This window comes from Sphingobium sp. D43FB (assembly GCF_002312805.1).
Classification (GTDB): domain Bacteria; phylum Pseudomonadota; class Alphaproteobacteria; order Sphingomonadales; family Sphingomonadaceae; genus Sphingobium.
On record NZ_NMUA01000025.1, the window covers coordinates 1 to 15,789 of the forward strand.

11 protein-coding genes and 2 pseudogenes are annotated in these 15,789 nt (G+C 61.8%); 6 read left to right on the top strand and 7 right to left on the bottom strand.

The genetic code is table 11. The features are described from left to right. The 3 genes and pseudogenes from SxD43FB_RS17815 to SxD43FB_RS17825 all read left to right on the top strand — a co-directional run. A pseudogene (locus tag SxD43FB_RS17815) lies at positions 1–497 on the top strand (IS21 family transposase); the annotation flags it as partial. Next, positions 494–1,339, top strand: coding sequence for an IS21-like element helper ATPase IstB (gene istB, locus SxD43FB_RS17820; RefSeq protein WP_096063343.1), 846 nt, complete (start codon positions 494–496; stop codon positions 1,337–1,339). The pseudogene SxD43FB_RS17815 and the gene istB (SxD43FB_RS17820), both read left to right, overlap by 4 nt. Positions 1,340–1,460: 121 nt before the next feature. After that, positions 1,461–2,189 (top strand): annotated as a pseudogene (locus tag SxD43FB_RS17825) (trehalase family glycosidase); the annotation flags it as partial. A gap of 703 nt (positions 2,190–2,892) precedes the next feature. Here the strand turns inward: SxD43FB_RS17825 and SxD43FB_RS17830 are convergent. The 5 genes from SxD43FB_RS17830 to SxD43FB_RS17850 all read right to left on the bottom strand — a co-directional run bounded on the left by SxD43FB_RS17830 (position 2,893) and on the right by SxD43FB_RS17850 (position 10,015). Further along, positions 2,893–4,998 (bottom strand): phospholipase C, phosphocholine-specific, encoded by a 2,106-nt coding sequence (locus tag SxD43FB_RS17830; protein WP_010339835.1) that lies wholly within the window; start codon positions 4,996–4,998, stop codon positions 2,893–2,895. Positions 4,999–5,024: 26 nt separating this feature from the next. Next, on the bottom strand, positions 5,025–6,026 hold the full coding sequence (phnE, locus tag SxD43FB_RS17835; RefSeq protein ID WP_096063344.1) for a phosphonate ABC transporter, permease protein PhnE: 1,002 nt from the start codon (positions 6,024–6,026) through the stop codon (positions 5,025–5,027). Continuing rightward, positions 6,023–6,790, bottom strand: a complete 768-nt coding sequence (locus tag SxD43FB_RS17840; RefSeq protein ID WP_010339837.1) for a phosphonate ABC transporter ATP-binding protein — start codon at positions 6,788–6,790, stop codon at positions 6,023–6,025. Before SxD43FB_RS17840 ends, phnE begins: the two co-directional genes overlap by 4 nt. Further along, positions 6,790–7,713 carry a phosphate/phosphite/phosphonate ABC transporter substrate-binding protein gene (locus SxD43FB_RS17845; RefSeq protein WP_010339838.1) on the bottom strand — a complete coding sequence of 308 codons (924 nt, stop codon included), beginning with the start codon at positions 7,711–7,713 and terminating at the stop codon, positions 6,790–6,792. Before SxD43FB_RS17845 ends, SxD43FB_RS17840 begins: the two co-directional genes overlap by 1 nt. Before the next feature lie 91 nt (positions 7,714–7,804). Further along, positions 7,805–10,015, bottom strand: coding sequence for a TonB-dependent receptor plug domain-containing protein (locus tag SxD43FB_RS17850; protein ID WP_010339839.1), 2,211 nt, complete (start codon positions 10,013–10,015; stop codon positions 7,805–7,807). Between the two features lie 272 nt (positions 10,016–10,287). On the opposite strand from SxD43FB_RS17850, the gene SxD43FB_RS17855 reads away from it, so the two are divergent. Beyond that, the gene (locus tag SxD43FB_RS17855; RefSeq protein WP_010339841.1) at positions 10,288–11,184 is read left to right on the top strand and encodes a MurR/RpiR family transcriptional regulator; all 897 of its coding nucleotides are present in this window, start codon (positions 10,288–10,290) and stop codon (positions 11,182–11,184) included. 13 nt (positions 11,185–11,197) lie between these two features. Here the strand turns inward: SxD43FB_RS17855 and SxD43FB_RS17860 are convergent, their stop codons facing one another. Together SxD43FB_RS17860 and SxD43FB_RS17865 are read right to left on the bottom strand one after the other, a co-directional pair. Further along, positions 11,198–11,962 carry an HAD family hydrolase gene (locus tag SxD43FB_RS17860; RefSeq protein WP_096063345.1) on the bottom strand — a complete coding sequence of 255 codons (765 nt, stop codon included), beginning with the start codon at positions 11,960–11,962 and terminating at the stop codon, positions 11,198–11,200. Between the two features lie 562 nt (positions 11,963–12,524). Then, positions 12,525–12,938: a cupin domain-containing protein gene (locus SxD43FB_RS17865; protein WP_217988810.1), complete on the bottom strand. Its 414-nt coding sequence runs from the start codon at positions 12,936–12,938 to the stop codon at positions 12,525–12,527. A 243-nt stretch (positions 12,939–13,181) separates the two neighbouring features. Between SxD43FB_RS17865 and istA the strand changes: the two genes are divergently transcribed. Together istA and istB (SxD43FB_RS17875) are read left to right on the top strand one after the other, a co-directional pair. Beyond that, entirely contained in the window at positions 13,182–14,696 is a 1,515-nt protein-coding gene (gene istA / locus SxD43FB_RS17870) for an IS21 family transposase (RefSeq protein ID WP_096063346.1), read from the top strand. Further along, positions 14,683–15,411 carry an IS21-like element helper ATPase IstB gene (gene istB, locus SxD43FB_RS17875; protein WP_011950770.1) on the top strand — a complete coding sequence of 243 codons (729 nt, stop codon included), beginning with the start codon at positions 14,683–14,685 and terminating at the stop codon, positions 15,409–15,411. Before istA ends, istB (SxD43FB_RS17875) begins: the two co-directional genes overlap by 14 nt. The last annotated feature ends 378 nt before the right edge of the window (positions 15,412–15,789 follow it).

Below are 15,789 nucleotides of genomic sequence, written 5' to 3' on the forward strand. Positions count from 1 at the left end.
TGCCCTCACGGCTGATCGGGCATCGGCTGCGCGTTCGGCTTTACGATGATCGCCTCGATCTGTTCATCGGCGGCACTCACCTCATGACATTGCCGCGGGGGCGGTCGTTCAATAACGGCTCCCACGGGCATGTGGTCGATTATCGGCACGTCATCCATAGCCTGCGGCGCAAACCCATGGCGCTCCTGAAGTTGGTTTATCGTGACCAGCTCTTCCCAAGGGAGCCTTATCGTCAGACCTTCGACCGGCTCATCGCCGCATTGCCTGAACGGATCGCTTGTCGGCAGATGGTAGAACTGTTGGCAATGGCGCACGAAAGAGCCTGCGAGGCCGAACTCGCGGAACTCCTGGCAGCCGACGTGGCTGCTAACCGTCTCCCCGACATGGATGCCTTACGAATACGCTTCGCTCCCGATCCGGCGGCGCTTCCCGACGTGGTGGTGGAACTGGTCCCCCTGGTCACCTATGATGTTCTCCTGGCGGGAGAAGCCGCATGAGCCGGAACGCACCCGCTATCGACGCCCAGCGTCTGAGCCTCATCCTCAACGACCTGCGCCTGCCAGCAATCAAACTGATCTGGCCCGACTTTACCACGCGGGCAGACAAGGAAGGCTGGCCTGGTGCCCGTTTGCTTGCGGCGCTCGCCGAGCATGAGATCGCAGAACGGGACAGACGCCGGATCGAAAGGCATCTGGGCGAAGCCCGCCTGCCACCCGGCAAGACTCTCGACAGCTTCGCCTTCGATGCAGTGCCAATGATCTCCCGCGCCCGGGTGACGGCGCTGTGTTCTGGTGATGGCTGGCTCGAAAAAGGCGCAAACCTCATCTTCTTTGGTCCACCGGGTGGGGGTAAAACCCATCTGGCAGCCGCAATCGGCCTCGCGCTGATCGAAAATGGCTGGCGCGTCCTGTTCACCCGCACTTCCGATCTGGTCCAGAAACTCCAGGTCGCCCGCCGTGAACTGGCGCTCGAAGCTGCGATAGCCAAACTCGACAAATATCACCTGCTGATCCTCGACGACCTTGCATATGTGACCAAGGATCAGGCCGAAACGTCCGTCCTGTTCGAGTTGATCAGCGCACGGTACGAACGGCGTTCCACCCTCATCACCGCCAACCAGCCTTTTGGTGAATGGAATCGGGTCTTCCCCGATCCCGCCATGACGCTCGCCGCCGTGGATCGCCTCGTTCACCACGCGACAATCTTCGAGATGAATGTCGAGAGCTACCGCCGTCGCTCGGCGATCCAGCGACAATCACGCGCTGGTCGGCCACCGACCTTCGCGACAACCAAGTCCAACGAGGAAATGTCGCGCAGCGACAATCAAACCTGCGAGTAGCGCTTGCCAGCGTCAATCAAAGCAGGCACCACTTGAAAACCGCGACGATCAGTTCTCATCCTGATTGACGGAAACTTCTCATCCAGATCGCCGCGCCATAGCTTGATCTCGTGCCGGCGCCGAGAGCGGCTGGGACTTCAGCGCACGCTGGTTCGCCGACCCGCAGAAGATTTCGACCATCCACACCACCAGCATCGTGCCAGTCGACCTCAACAGCCTGATGCTGGCAATGGAACAGCGGATCGAGGCGCGTTGCCGCGCAGCGAATGACACCGTTTGCGCGGGGGATTATGCCGCGATGGCCAAGCGCCGAAAGGCAGCGATCAACCGCTATCTCTGGGTCGGGCACGAGGGTCGCTATGCGGACTGGGACCGCATAGCCAGAAAGCCGACCGCCATCGTTTCGGCCGCCACCCTCTATCCGCTGCTCGTGGGGGCGGCCTCGCCGGACCAGGTGAAGGCCATTTCGGCCACCGTCCGCACGACGCTGCTCGCCAGCGGAGGTCTTCGCACCACGCCCATCCGTACCGGTCAGCAGTGGGACAGCCCCAATGGCTGGGCACCGCTGCAATGGGTGGCGATCGATGGCCTGGCCCGCAATGGCGAAACAGCGCTCGCACGCGATATCGCTGGCCGCTGGATGGGCACGGTTGCGGCAGCCTATGCCCAAACCGGCAAGATGCTGGAAAAATATGATGTAGAGGAGCGGCGGCCCGGCGGCGGCGGCGAATATCCGCTGCAGGATGGATTCGGTTGGACCAACGGGGTCGCCAGCGCGATTCTGGACCGCTATCCCGACATCCTGGCCGGTTTTCAGGCGGAACCTTCAAAGGGGGCAACCGCAAACTAGGCTGCAAGCTGCCTCCTCACGCACCCCTTTGCTGAGGCAAAGCACGCAACTCGTTTAATCGACCCATCTCGCAGCCTGTCTGCTTTTCTAATTTGAATACCCCAAATCCCTCCAACGTCTGATCAACCGCAGCAACGCAAGGACCATGAGCATGCAACCGAACAGCAGGATCGGCGCGTATGACTCCCTATTCTGAACTGCCCCAATCATCGCGCGAAGCAGAAAAAAGCGGATGGCAAGCATGCTCCAAATGCTTGCACGTCCCGGCCGCGCTCGAGCCTGGGGAACATGACCCCGGCAGAGATGGCGGCCCGATCAGCCGTTGCCATCACGCCCAAGCAAGGCATCAACAGCGCCTCCGGCTCCACTCATAGGTGGAGGATAGTCGGGGCTCAGACCACTTCCAAGGAAGACCGTCCGCAAATCTGAGACGCATCGGGAAATAGCGGTCAGCGGAATTGCGAGTACCGAGCGTCAAAGGCAGGTAGGAAACCGCCGATGACTTTTGTCCGCGGAACTATTGCCGGTTCGAGCTGGATGACAAGAACGGGACCATTGCCCAAGCGTGGTCGCTGATCAATATGATCCCAAGTCGACCGTTTCGAGCGGGATCGAGATGCGCACCTCCGACCTTTAGGTCGGTAAGGAAAAAGGGACTGGCCGATGTCTCGGCCAGCCTCTTTTTCCTTACCTTTCGTCAGCTTCAGGCCCGCATGAGCGGGTCGCTGATGCCGTGACGTCCGCTTTCGACGCGCCCAGCCAGGCGGATGTCCATTCCTGCCATGGCGACGGTCAGATCATACCAGTCTTCGCTCTTCGCCACTGGCCAGCGTTCGTTGGTGCTGCTGCCCCCGATCACCATGATCGCCCGGTCGGCCTGAACCCCATAGGCGTCCTTGCCCAATGTGACGCGCGCGGGAGTCGATCCATCGCAGGCTAGGCGCAGGCGCATGGCCTTGCCCGCCGCATCATAACGGGCGGTGAGGACCGGTGCGGCGGCGGCTTGCTGCAGATCGCCGGTGAAGCCCCGCACGAAACCGTTGGGGCCAAGCACGATGAGGTCGAAGCGACCTTGGTCGTCGGCCGTCCATTGATCGTGTAGAGATTTGCCTGCTTCCACCGTGTAGCGGCGCGGGATCTGATTCAGTCTGTGCCTGTCATAGACATGGAAGACGGCACCGGCCCGTCCTTCATTGGTGAATGTCAGAGTGAGTGCGGCCTTCGTCGCGACGGCATCGACGTGGAGGATGTAGGGCAGGGCGCGCGAGCGGCGGATGCCCGCTTCCTGAACCATATCCTGCGGCGCGCGGGGCGGCAGCGCCTTGGGACGGGTCAGATGCTCGGCCAGGATTGTGCTGGCGGCGCTGACATCGGGCAAGTCGGGGAAAGTGGCGTCGCTGCTCTGGCTGAAATCGAAGCAACTGGTCATGTCGCCACAGACGGCGCGATGCCATGGGCTGATGCCGGGGATCGTGACACCGAAACGCTTTTCGAGAAACTGGCCGACCGAGGTGTGATCGAATATCTCGCTGTTGACCCAGCCGCCCCGGCTCCATGGCGAAACGACATACATGGGCACGCGCGGGCCAAGCCCCCAGGGCCGTGTCGTGCCGCTCACATCGTCATCGCGCGACGTATATTTATCCTCATGATCGTCGAAATATTCGCCCGCCAGGTCGAGCGTCGCCTTGCCCGCCATCGTGCCATCGCGATTATAGGACGGCGGCGCGGGCGGCGGCACATGGTCGAACAACCCGTCATTTTCGTCGAACGTCTGGAAAAAGACGGTCTGGCTCCACAACTCCGGGTTGGCGGTGAGCGCGTCCAGAACTTCGGCCGTGAAGGCCGCGCCTTCGATCGGGGTCGACGCGCCGGGATGTTCCGATCGCTCCTTGGGCGGCAAGATCCAGGACACGGCGGGCAGCGTGCCGTCCTTCACATCCTTGGCGAATTGTTCGAGCGAAAACTCGCTCATGCCGCGCTGGTAGAGGGTGGAATCCGGCTTGGCATCGCGGAACCCCTTGAAGGCGAGGCCACCGTGCATCGCGCCGGTCCAATTGTCGTTAGGGTCTTGATAGATGCGCCAGTCGACCCCGGCGGCCTCCAGCACTTCGGGGATGGTCGCCCATTCCAGCGCATTGCCGGCATAGGTATAGCCAGGCTCGGGCAGTGCGCCCTTGATCCAGCAGCGCAGGTTGTTGGGTTCCGAATGCGTGTCCCGGCAATTCACGCCCTTGGCGGCGATGGCGGGATCGAAGCTGGAGCCGGACCAGAAGACGATGCGATTGGGGTCGGTGCCGCTGGTGACCGAACAATGATAGGCGTCGCAAATGGTGAAGGCTTCGGCGAGCGCGAACTGGAAGGGGATATCCTGCCGCTTGTAATAGCCCATCGAATAATCGGTCTTATATTTGGGCCACAGGCCGAATTTGCCCTGATTCCACGCGGCCTGTGCGTCCGAAAAGCTATGCGGCGTGCCCGGCACCTTGAGCGCGTTGGTCCGCTCGGTATCCAGATGGAAGGGCGGCAGATCGCGCGCGCCGTTGGATTGCCACCAGACCGGGCGATTGTCGGGCAGCGGGATGGGATGGCGATCGCCAAAACCCCGCACCCCTTTGAGCGTGCCGAAATAATGATCGAACGACCGGTTTTCCTGCATCAGGATGACGATATGCTTCACGTCCTTGATCGTGCCGGTCACGCGCTTGGGCCCGATGGCCAGCGCCCGCCCGATGCTGCCCGGCATGGCCGCCATGGTCCCCGCCACGCTGGCGGTCTTGAGGAAATCGCGTCTGTTCTTCAGGGACATGGCCGCTCCGATCGATAGGATGGGGGTTACAAAAGGGATTTGCGCAGTCGCCCGGCGCTGCGATCCAGCAGCAGGACGACGATGAAGATGGCGATCAGGATCGTGCCGACATGGCCATATTCATACATGTCGTAGCGGCCCTTGAGTTCCTGACCGATGCCGCCTGCCCCCACCAGTCCGATGACGGTCGCCATGCGGACATTCCGGTCGAGGATATAGAGGGTGTAGGCGATATATTGGGGCAGCACCTGGGGCAGGATGGCATAGCGCCACATCAGCATCTTGCCCGCGCCGATGGCGGTCAGGGCTTCCTGCGGCCGGGGGTCGGCATTTTCGGCATCGTCGGCATAGAATTTGCCAAGGAACCCCGCGCCATAGAGGCCGAGCGCCAATATGCCCGCGATCGGGCCGAAGCCATAGGCGATGACGAGAAACAGGGCGCTGACCAGTTCGGGAATCGCCCGGCAAAAGCCGATGATGCCGCGCGCCATCATGCGGATGGCCGCAAAGCGCATCATGTTGCGCGCGCTCAGCAACGCCAGCGGAAAGCCGATGAGGATGGCGACGATGGTACCCCAGAGCGCGATTTCCAGCGTCTCCAGCATCTTGGCCGCGACCAGCCAGACATAGCCCAGCGGTTGCACGAGATAAGTCGTGCGGACCGGACGGCTTTCCATCCGCATCGTTTGCGGATTGATCGTTTCGGCACGGCGTTCGACGACCTCGACATGGGACAGGAATGGCAGGTCGGTCGGATTGAAACCCTCGATCCGGCTGACTTCCTGCCTCTCGGAAAGCTGGATCGGGACGAGCTGGCCGATGGCGTTGCCAAGGCCGTCGGCGACCTGCGATCGCTCGGCAAGGCCGAATTGCACGGCAACGGCCTGGGTGGTCATCATGACCATCCGCCCGATTTCGACGCGCTGGCCGGTGTACCAGAGCAGCAGGGCCGCGCCGATCAGCGCCAGGATGGTGCCGCTGCCATAGGGGCGCGGGTAGGACCAGCGGCTGTGTGCCTGCGCGGTCATGCCAGCACCGCCTGGACCGGGGCGGCCGCATCCTGCTTTGCATAGATGCGCTTGGCGTCATAGTCGTCGAACATGGCGGGCGGCCCGTCGAAAACGACCCGGCCACCCTGCAAGGCGACGATCCGGTCGGCATAATCGCGCGCCAGATCCACCTGATGCAGGCTGCACAGCACGGTCGCGCCACGTTCGCGCGCCTGTGTCCGCAACAGATCCAGCACCTCGCGGCTTAGCCGGGGATCGAGGCTGGCGACCGGTTCGTCGGCCAGGATGATGGCCGGGTCCAGCATGAAAGCGCGCGCGATGCCGACGCGCTGTTGCTGGCCGCCCGACAGACGATCGGCACGGCGGGCAAGATGCGCTTCGTCCAGGCCGACAGCCGCGATGAGGGCACAGGCCTTGTCCTGCAACGCCGGTGTATAAAAGCCCGACATCGCCCGCCAGAAGGGCATGGCGGGCACCGCGCCCGCCATAACATTGGTGGCGACGCTGGCCCTGGCGGTCAGGCCATAATGTTGGTGGACCATGCCGATGCGGCGACGCAAGAAGGGCAGGGTCTTGCGATTGACCGGCTTGCCGCCCACCACCACACGACCGCCGGTTATGGCGGACAAGCCATTGACGGTGCGCAGCAGTGTGGACTTTCCGGCACCCGAATGGCCCAGCACGACGCAAAATTGCCCCGCAGGCACTGTGAAGGACACACCATCCAGCGCGCATGTGCCGTCGGCATAGTGGACGGTGGTGGCATCGAAACGAATATCCATCACCGCTGCGCCGATTTCTTGAGCATTTCCGCCTTCAGCGCATCGCTGACCATCGCCATCTTCTGCGCGGCGGGGGTGAATTTGGCGGCGGGGAAATGGGCGTCATAACCATCGACCTGGCCCCCGCCATAGCCCCGGATCATCTCTGGCGTGATGCCGGGTTCATGGGCGATATTCTGGAATGCCGATTGCAGTTGGTTGCGGGTCGCGACCGGCAATTTGCTGTTCACGACCAGGGGCGGATAGGGAATAGGATCGCTGCGCGCGATGATCTTCACATCGCGAACGCCCGGCACATTCTCCCGCACCGCCTTTTCATAGCTTTCGAAGGAGAGCGCGGCGACGTCGACCTGCCCCTGCAACAAGGCGGCGAGGCTGCTGGCATGGCTGCCGGTCAGGCGGACCTCTTTCAGATCCTTGGCCGGATCGATCCCCGCATCCATCAACATGGTCATCGGGAAAATGAAGGACGATGTCGAATTGACGTCGCCAAAGGCGACGCGCTTGCCCCGCACGTCGGCGGCGGTGGCGATGGCGGCGTCCTTGTGTGCGAATAGCCCGGCATAATAGACCGAGGCGCCCGATTTGACAGCGACCGCTAGCAATTCGGCGCAACCGCGATCCTTCGCCTGCAAATAGGTGACGGGGCCGACAAAGGCGATGTCGGCCGCGCCGTTGCACATTCCCTCGACCACCGCGCCGTAGGATTGTGCGACCTTCAGGTCGAAGGTCAGGCCCGTGTTACGGGACACGGCGTTGAAAATCGGCTGGTAGTCCGCCAGCGTCCCGCTTTCCGTGCCGCCATCGGCGGGAATGAGCAGAACGTGCAAGGCTTGCGTCTTCTGGCTTTGCCGGGTCGCCCAGAACAGGCCCACCCCGCCCGCCATCAGCACCAAGATCGCCGCGATCATCCACCGTTTCATATGCACATCCTTCCTATCCCGCTCCATAGGAGCGGCGGACGGAATAGGTCGGGGCTGTGACATGACGGTGAATGGGCTGTCATATGGGCGATCAGAAGCTGGTGGTGAAGGAGGCGTAGACGGCGCGGGGCTTGCCCTCGAACTCATAGCCGTAGAAATAGGCGTCGCTGTTGGCCGCAATTTCGCCGCGCAGGAAGGCCGAACTGAAGCGCATATTACCGTAGCCATAGCGTTCGGCATATTTGGTGTTGGTGATGTTGACGACGCGAAGCTGGAAGCGATGCTGCCGCTCGTCGCCCGCCCAATAGGCGATCGACCCGTTCATGACGAAATAATTGCCGAAATTGTTGCGGAACCGGGCGGCCATGCTGCCATCGGGTTGGCGAACATTGCCGCCGCCGGTCGCATATTCCGGCCCCTGATAGCGCGGTAGCAAGGTGACGTGGAACCGGTCATTCGCGCTGTGCCAGGCGACATTGCCGGTGATCATATATTCCGGCGTCTCGTTGATCTGAAGATCGGTACCAGCGAGGCGCGCCTGTTGCTTGGTGTAGTTGATGTTGGCCGTGAACTGCTTGCCCAGGATGAAATCCATGTCCGCGGTGATGCCCCGAATTTCGGTGACGGCGCTGTTGTTGAACCATGTGTTGGGGGTCAGGCCGGACGTGCCCTGGATACGGTTGCTGATGTCGGTGCGGAACGCGCCAACCTCGGCATTGATCTGCACGCCTCCGAAGGCTTTGCTGAACCCGACCGCGCCATTGTAGGTTTCTGTCGTTTCGGTCTGCAGGTTGGGATTGCCGACCTGGGTCGGACTGACCGAGAAAAGTTCGTTGGTGCGCGGCAGGCTGTAGGATGTGCCGCCGTTGCCGCGGATGTAGAAGGGCCCGATCGGCTGGCGGAAGCCGAATTTCCAGATGGTCTTGGAATCGAAGCTCTTGGCGAAATCAGTGCGGATGGCGAGTGAAACCTTGGTATCCGGGCTGAAGGGGATGACCGGCCGCGCGTCGAGATACAGACCCGTGATCGTGGTCGAGGCATCGCCGACCGGAAAGACCGGATCAGAGTCATCCTTGTAGGATACGACCTGCACCCCCGCGACGAACTCCACCAGCTTGGGGAAGGTGAAGGTGTTGCGGAAATTGAGACCCCGCTCCTGAAAGCCGCCAACCTTGGAGTCCGCGCCGAACCCCTTGTTGGGATAGGGGGTCGACCGGCCCGTGGCGTCGCCGAAGCGGATCGGCTGGCCCTTCACATCGACACACCCTGCGCGATTGGTGCAGGTTTCGGCGAAGGTTTCGGTATTGTTGAGCCGTGGGTTGCTCCAATAGCCGGTCAGTTCGGTGTAGATCGCATCCGACCAGCGCCGGTCGATAGAAAAATCGATGATCGGGTAGCGGACCCGGTTCGGCGAGAAGGTTTCATTGTCCGGGAACGGATCCTGAAATTCGATCTGGGTATATTGGCCGTTGAGCCGGAAATTCGTGTCGTCGTCGATCTTCCAGAGATATTTGATGCCGATATTGTTGCGGTTGAGCGGATATTTCTGGATGCCACCAGCCTTGGCGACGTTGTCGACATAGCTTTCCGGCGCGAAGATGCGCGGGCCGTCGGTCTGCTGGCTGCTGCCATAGACCATGACACTATGCCGTCCTTCGGCATCCAGCGCGAATTTGGCATTGCCCCACAATTCGCGCGAATTGAACTCGCCATAGCTTGCGCCCAGTTCCACCTTGTTGGTGCCGTCGGGGCGCTTGGTGACCAGGCTGATGACGCCGATGCCGCCATTCGATCCGAAGAACAGGCTGTTGCCGCCGCGGAATACTTCGACCCGTTCGATCATGTGCGGGTCGATCGTCGTCGATCCCCAAATATCTTCCAGCGCCGGGCCACGATCGTACAGCGGCACGCCATCAAGGACGACGAGCGTGTCGCGATCGCCGCCGCCGTCGAGGCGAATGGTATATTCGCCCTCGTCCGGCGAATAGCCGATATTGGCGCCCTTGATGAGGAATTGGGCGAGTTCGGCAAAGTTGCTGGCACCGCTCGCGGCGATCGCTTCGGAACTGACGATCTGGATATTGTTGCCAAAGGCGATGGCATCGGCCGCCACTTTGGTCGCTTCGACGCGCTGGCCGGTCACGATGATCGATGAAGCAGCAGCCTCGGCTTCGGCGGTGGCTTCAGCAGCGGCGGGTGCCTGGGCGATGGCCATCGTCGGCAGCAGGCTGGCCCCCAGCAACAGGCCAAGATGCACCGCGCCGAATTTCGATCGGCCGTAAGGACGTGAATGTTTCACCATGACGATACCCCCAAAAATGTTCGGGTTGCCGGGGCAACAGCATGTCGTGGAACCGACTCGATGCTGCAGCGCGTCAACCGCTTGCAGGGGTCAAGTAGGAGTCCGATGTGACAGTTGAATGAACATTACTCAATTTGATGTCGCATTAAAATTGAGCTTGCTGCGACGAGACCGGACGCAGCATTGAACCCGATTAAACTACACTCAATTTTGCAGGGCGACGAAATGCTGTTAGAGGTGGCGTGCGCCCGCGCTCGCCATTCAGGACTCTCATGACAGCCTCCACCCCCAAACGCCGTGCCCTTCCGACCACCGACAATGGTCCCATCGACAACACGCTCAATCGCATCCGCGTGGCCCAGCCGGGCATGGCGAAGGGGGCGAGCCGGATCGCCGATTATATCCTCGCCCAGCCCGAAAAGATCGTCGGCATGTCAGTGACCGAATTGTCCGAAGAGACGGGCGTGAGCGAAGGCAGCATCATCAATTTCTGTCGTGGCATCGGCCTGTCCGGCTTCCAGCAGATGAAACTCAGCTTGGCCCAGGAAATCGTGCAACCGGTGCAGTTCATCCACGAGGACGTCACGCGCGATGACGACATGGACACGATCTGCCGGAAGGTATTTCATTCCGGGATTCAGGCCTTGCGCGATTCGCTGTCGGTGCTGGACCCCGCCGCGCTGTCCCGTGCGGTCGACATGATCCGCGCGGCCAAGCGCGTGGAAGTCTATGGCATCGGCTCGTCCGCACCGATCGCCGAAGACACGCATTATCGCATGCTGCGCATCGGCCTTGACGCACGGGTGGTGGTCGATAGCCATGTGCAGGCGATCTGTGCATCGCGATGTGACCCCGATGTCGTCGTGCTGACCATATCGCACAGCGGCGCCACGCATGAGACGGTGGCCGCCACGCGGCTGGCGAGGGAGGCGGGCGCGAAAACCATCGTCATCACCAATTTCGCCCGCTCGCCGATTCACGCCTATGCCGACCTGGTCCTGTTCACCATGGCGCGGGAGACGAGTTTTCGCACCGAGGCGATGACGAGCCGGATCGCGCAACTCTGCGTAGTAGATGCGCTGATCGCGGCCTTGGCGCTGGCGGATTATGAACGCTCGACCGAGACGCTGCGCCAGACGTTCGACGTGCTGTCGATCAAGCGCTTTTAAGCCGCAGTACCGCCTACCAGTTGACGATATCGTCCAGCGTCAGCCCGGCATCCGGCCCGATGAGTATCGGGTAGATGCCATAATCGGTCGCGCCCTTTCCGTCCGTTTCGGGATTGTCGCCGATCATCACGGCGTCATGCGCGGCCACGCCAGCGACTTCACAAGCGCGCGCGAACAGGAGGGGGCCGGGTTTGCCGACCGTTACCATCGGGGCAGTTGGTACACAGGCTAGCAAGGCGGCGAGCATCGCCCCGGTTTCCGGCACAATATGGCCATCGGGTCCGGGATGCGTGGCATCGATATTGGCGACGATCAGCTTCACACCTCGCTGCAGCGCGTTCGCTGCGCGGCATAATTTGGCATAGGTAAAGCGCGTGTCGCGCGTCAGCAGGATTTGATCCGGCTCGTCCCGCACAAGTGTCAGCCCCATCTGCCGGGCATAGGCTTTGATCCGCGTCGTTCCGAGCAGCAAGGTTCGCGCCGGTTGGTCTTGCATGGCCAAGCGTACTGCCTCCGCACCGGCAAGGATGATCCGATCCGGCGGGATATGGACATTCGCCTGGTTCAATATGCGCGTGAAATCTTCGGGCAAGTGCGTCGAATTGTTGGACAGAATGACGACGCGATCCGCATGCCGCTCCAACAGCGTGCGCGCCGCCGGGATCAGAGTGTTGCCGATCATCACACAGCCATCCCAGTCGAGGAATATGGCGGCGGCATTGTCGAAAGCGCATTTCGGCGACGGGGAAGAGGATGCCCCATATCGCATAATCTTCATTTGCATGAGCGACCCTTTGGCAACTTGCCTCCGAAATACTCATATATTGCATGTTGTAAAGTGAGATTGTCTCAAAATATTCTGGTATCGCGTCTCTCTTGAAGTGGCGTCAGACCGAACGGTCGGCGGTCTGTATGGCGGTCCTGAGAAGTTTTGACGGCTGCAACTTCTCAGTGCCGCGCTTCTCAAGTTTCTGCGAATCCCCAGACTACAGGTGTCGACCCTTTCTTGCCACTCAGCCCCACAATTTCGCTCCCCAGGTGCGGACCGGCAGCTATTCTGGCAGAACGCGACCAAATACGCCCTTTAGCGGAGCGCCGCGAACGACGGCTGGTGCCCGAACCCGTCGTTCCGCGGGCGGGGACCTGCCCGGCAGCAACGCCCCCCAATTGTCGCCGTCCCGGCGCGACTCTCGCAAACCCAATAGCGGTCGTTGGCTGATGCTGAGCCATCGGCTCAACCTGCCGCCCACCGGCGGGACCGCGCGGTATCGTTGTATGCTGGACTGGATGTGTCTGCCCTCGGCGCGATGCCAGAAAGCGGACACTGGCCCAGGGCATTGTCAGTGCTTTTCAACATGCGGCGCGGGCACGACGAGCGGCTTGCCCTTTTCGACGATGTACGTCGCCAATTCGGCGCCGTTCGTGGTGCCGGGGTTGTGAGCTTTGTGCGCAACGCCAGAAGGAACGAACAGCACTTGACCTGCCTTCAGGGCTACCGGGCTCCTGCCCTCAAGCTGATACTCCAGGACGCCTTCAATGACGTAGATCACCTCCTCGCCGGGATGGCGGTGCCACGGTGCAGTAACCCCCGGCTCGATGTCGATCCGCGCCTGAACCGTCTCGCGGCCCTCGATCGACAGGTCGTGGCGCTGCAGGTCGGTGCGCGTGACGCCCTGTGTGGCCTGCGTTGTTGCTGCGACGGTGCCGTACGCGACGAACGCGGCTGCGATGGCGGTTGCGAGCTTCATGTACATTTCCGTTTCCTTCTGATTTGGTAGCTGTGACCCGAAAGCTTCTTGCTTGAGAAGGTATAGGGTGAACGCCGCTTAGCGGCGCTAGCCGAAACCGACAGTATGCGAGACAGAAGTGACATGAGCACAAAGACTGTGGATCGGCGTGCAAAAAGGACCCCGTTAGCGGGGTGATCGGCGTCTAAAAGGGACCCCTCATTTCGATGGTTTAAGCAGCCGGCTGGATTTTCAGGCGGCGAGATCGGGATGTTGGTTTTGGAGACAGTTTTACGGATCCGGCGCGAGTATGCCGGAGGCAAGGCGATCAAGGCGATCGCACGGGATCTGCATGTGTCGCGGAAGGTCATCCGCAAAGCGGTCCGAGCGCCGGAGGGTGCCTTTGATTATCAGCGCAAGGTTCAGCCGCTGCCCAGGATCGGTCCGTTTCAGGAGCGCCTGAACACGCTGCTGGAAGAGAACGAGCTGCGCGGCAGGCGTGACCGGCTGCGGATGACGCGGATCCATGACCTGCTGGTGCGCGAAGGCTTTGAGGGATCCTACGATGCCGTGCGGCGCTACACGGCGCGATGGAAGTTGGAACGGCGCAAAGATGCCGGCGATGGTGTCACGGCCTTCATCCCGCTGATGTTCAGGCCAGGCGAGGCCTACCAGTTCGACTGGAGCCATGAAGATGTTGAGATCGCCGGGGCACCGATGCGGGTGAAGGTCGCGCATATGCGACTGTGTGCCTCACGCGCGGTCTATGTCCGGGCTTATCCTCGTGAGAGCCAGGAGATGTTGTTCGACGCGCATGCGCGCGGCTTTGCTTTCTTCGGCGGCGTGCCAGGGCGCGGCATCTACGATAATATGAAGACGGCTGTGACGAGCGTGTTCACCGGCAAGGAACGCGTCTTCAACCGGCGGTTCCTGATCATGACCGACCATTATATGGTCGAGCCCACGGCCTGCTCGCCTGCGGCGGGATGGGAGAAGGGTCAGGTCGAGAACCAGGTGCAGACGATCCGGGGTCGCTTCTTCCAGCCCCGGTTGCGGTTCGCCAGTCTCGAAGAGCTCAATGGCTGGCTGGAGGCCGAGTGTCGGCGCTGGGCGGAACGGCAGCCCCATCCCGAACAGGGAGAGCTGACCGTGGCGCAGATGCTGGAGATCGAACGATCTGCGCTGCAGCCGATGCTGGGACCGTTCGACGGCTTCAATGAGAGCGAGCATGCTGTGACCGGCACCTGCCTGATCAGCTTCGACCGCAATCGCTACTCGGTGCTATCGACGGTGGCACGACGCACGGTGCAGGTCCGCGCCTATGCCGATCGCATCGTCGTTCGCTGCGGCGAAGAGGTTGTCGCTGAACATCCTCGCTACTTTGGGCGCAACCGCACGATCTATGACCCCTGGCATTATCTGCCAGTGCTGGCCCGCAAGCCTGGCGCGCTGCGGAACGGTGCCCCCTTCCAGGACTGGGATCTGCCACCGGCGCTTGCCCGCCTGCGCCGCAAGCTGGGTAATGGCGACGATGCCGATCGCCGGTTCGTCCGTGTGTTGTCGGCCGTACTGACCGATGGCCTGGAGCCTGTCGAAGCCGCTGTGCGTGAGGCACTGGCGACGGGCACGGCGAGCGACGACCTGATCCTCAACATCCTGGCACGACGCCGGGAACCCCCGCGTCCGCTGACGATCATCACCTCCGAGGATAGCGCTCTGCGCCATCCCCCGATTGCCGACTGTGCCCGTTACGACCAGCTGAGGACCTTCGATGCAGCGGCATGATATGATCGAGGCCATGCGCGGGCTTGGACTCAAGGGCATGGCGGGCGCGTTCGACGATGCCGTCACCACCGGCCTTCAGCGCCAGCGCACCACCATGGAGATACTGACCGACCTCCTGCGAGCGGAGGCGACGCATCGTCATGCCGCGTCGATCCGATACCGGATGGCCGCTGCCAAGCTGCCAGTCGTAAAGGACATCGATGCCTTCCGGTTCGAGGGTACCCCGATCAACGAGGGGCTTGTGCGTTCATTGCACAGCGGCGCGTTCCTGCCCGCACGGCGCAATATCGTCCTGGTCGGCGGAACAGGCACCGGCAAGACCCATCTGGCCATCGCCATCACCGCCAACGTTGTGCGCTCCGGCGCCCGAGGCCGCTACTTCAACACGGTCGATCTGGTGACCCGCCTCGAAGAGGAGGCCAGGATCGGCAAGAGTGGCGCTCTCGCCGCCCAGCTATCCCGTCTCGATCTGATCGTGCTCGATGAACTGGGCTATCTGCCGTTCGCCCGATCAGGCGGCCAGCTGCTGTTCCACCTGATCAGCAAACTCTATGAGCAGACCAGCGTCATCATCACCACCAACCTCGCCTTTGGCGAGTGGCCCACCGTGTTCGGCGATCCCAAGATGACCACCGCGCTCCTCGACCGCGTCACCCATCATTGCGACATCGTCGAGACCGGCAATGACAGCTGGCGCTTCAAAAACCGCAGCTGATCCCCCCCAGCACCGATCAATTAGAAGATGTTTTGCGCTGCGCGCGCCTCCGGTCGGGCTACGCCCTACCTACGCCGCGCGCAGCGCAAGGAAGCCCGTCACATCAACGCTCCGCCATCCTGACAGGGGGTCCCTTTTGCGCGCCGATAAGGGGTCCCGTTTGTACGCCGATTGACAGTCGAGGGCGGAAGGCGGGGTGGTGGGACTTGGTTACCGTTCCCAGTGTCTCGGGCAATCTGATTGCCTTCCCGAGAAAGCAGGCCTGCCAGCGCTGCTGGAAAACTTAGGGCACAGGAAACGATGTTCGCCAGCCAACCTCCGGCAACGAGCGAAGCGCGCGAGAAGCTTTACTTGCGACCTGCGGCGCAACAATTCCAA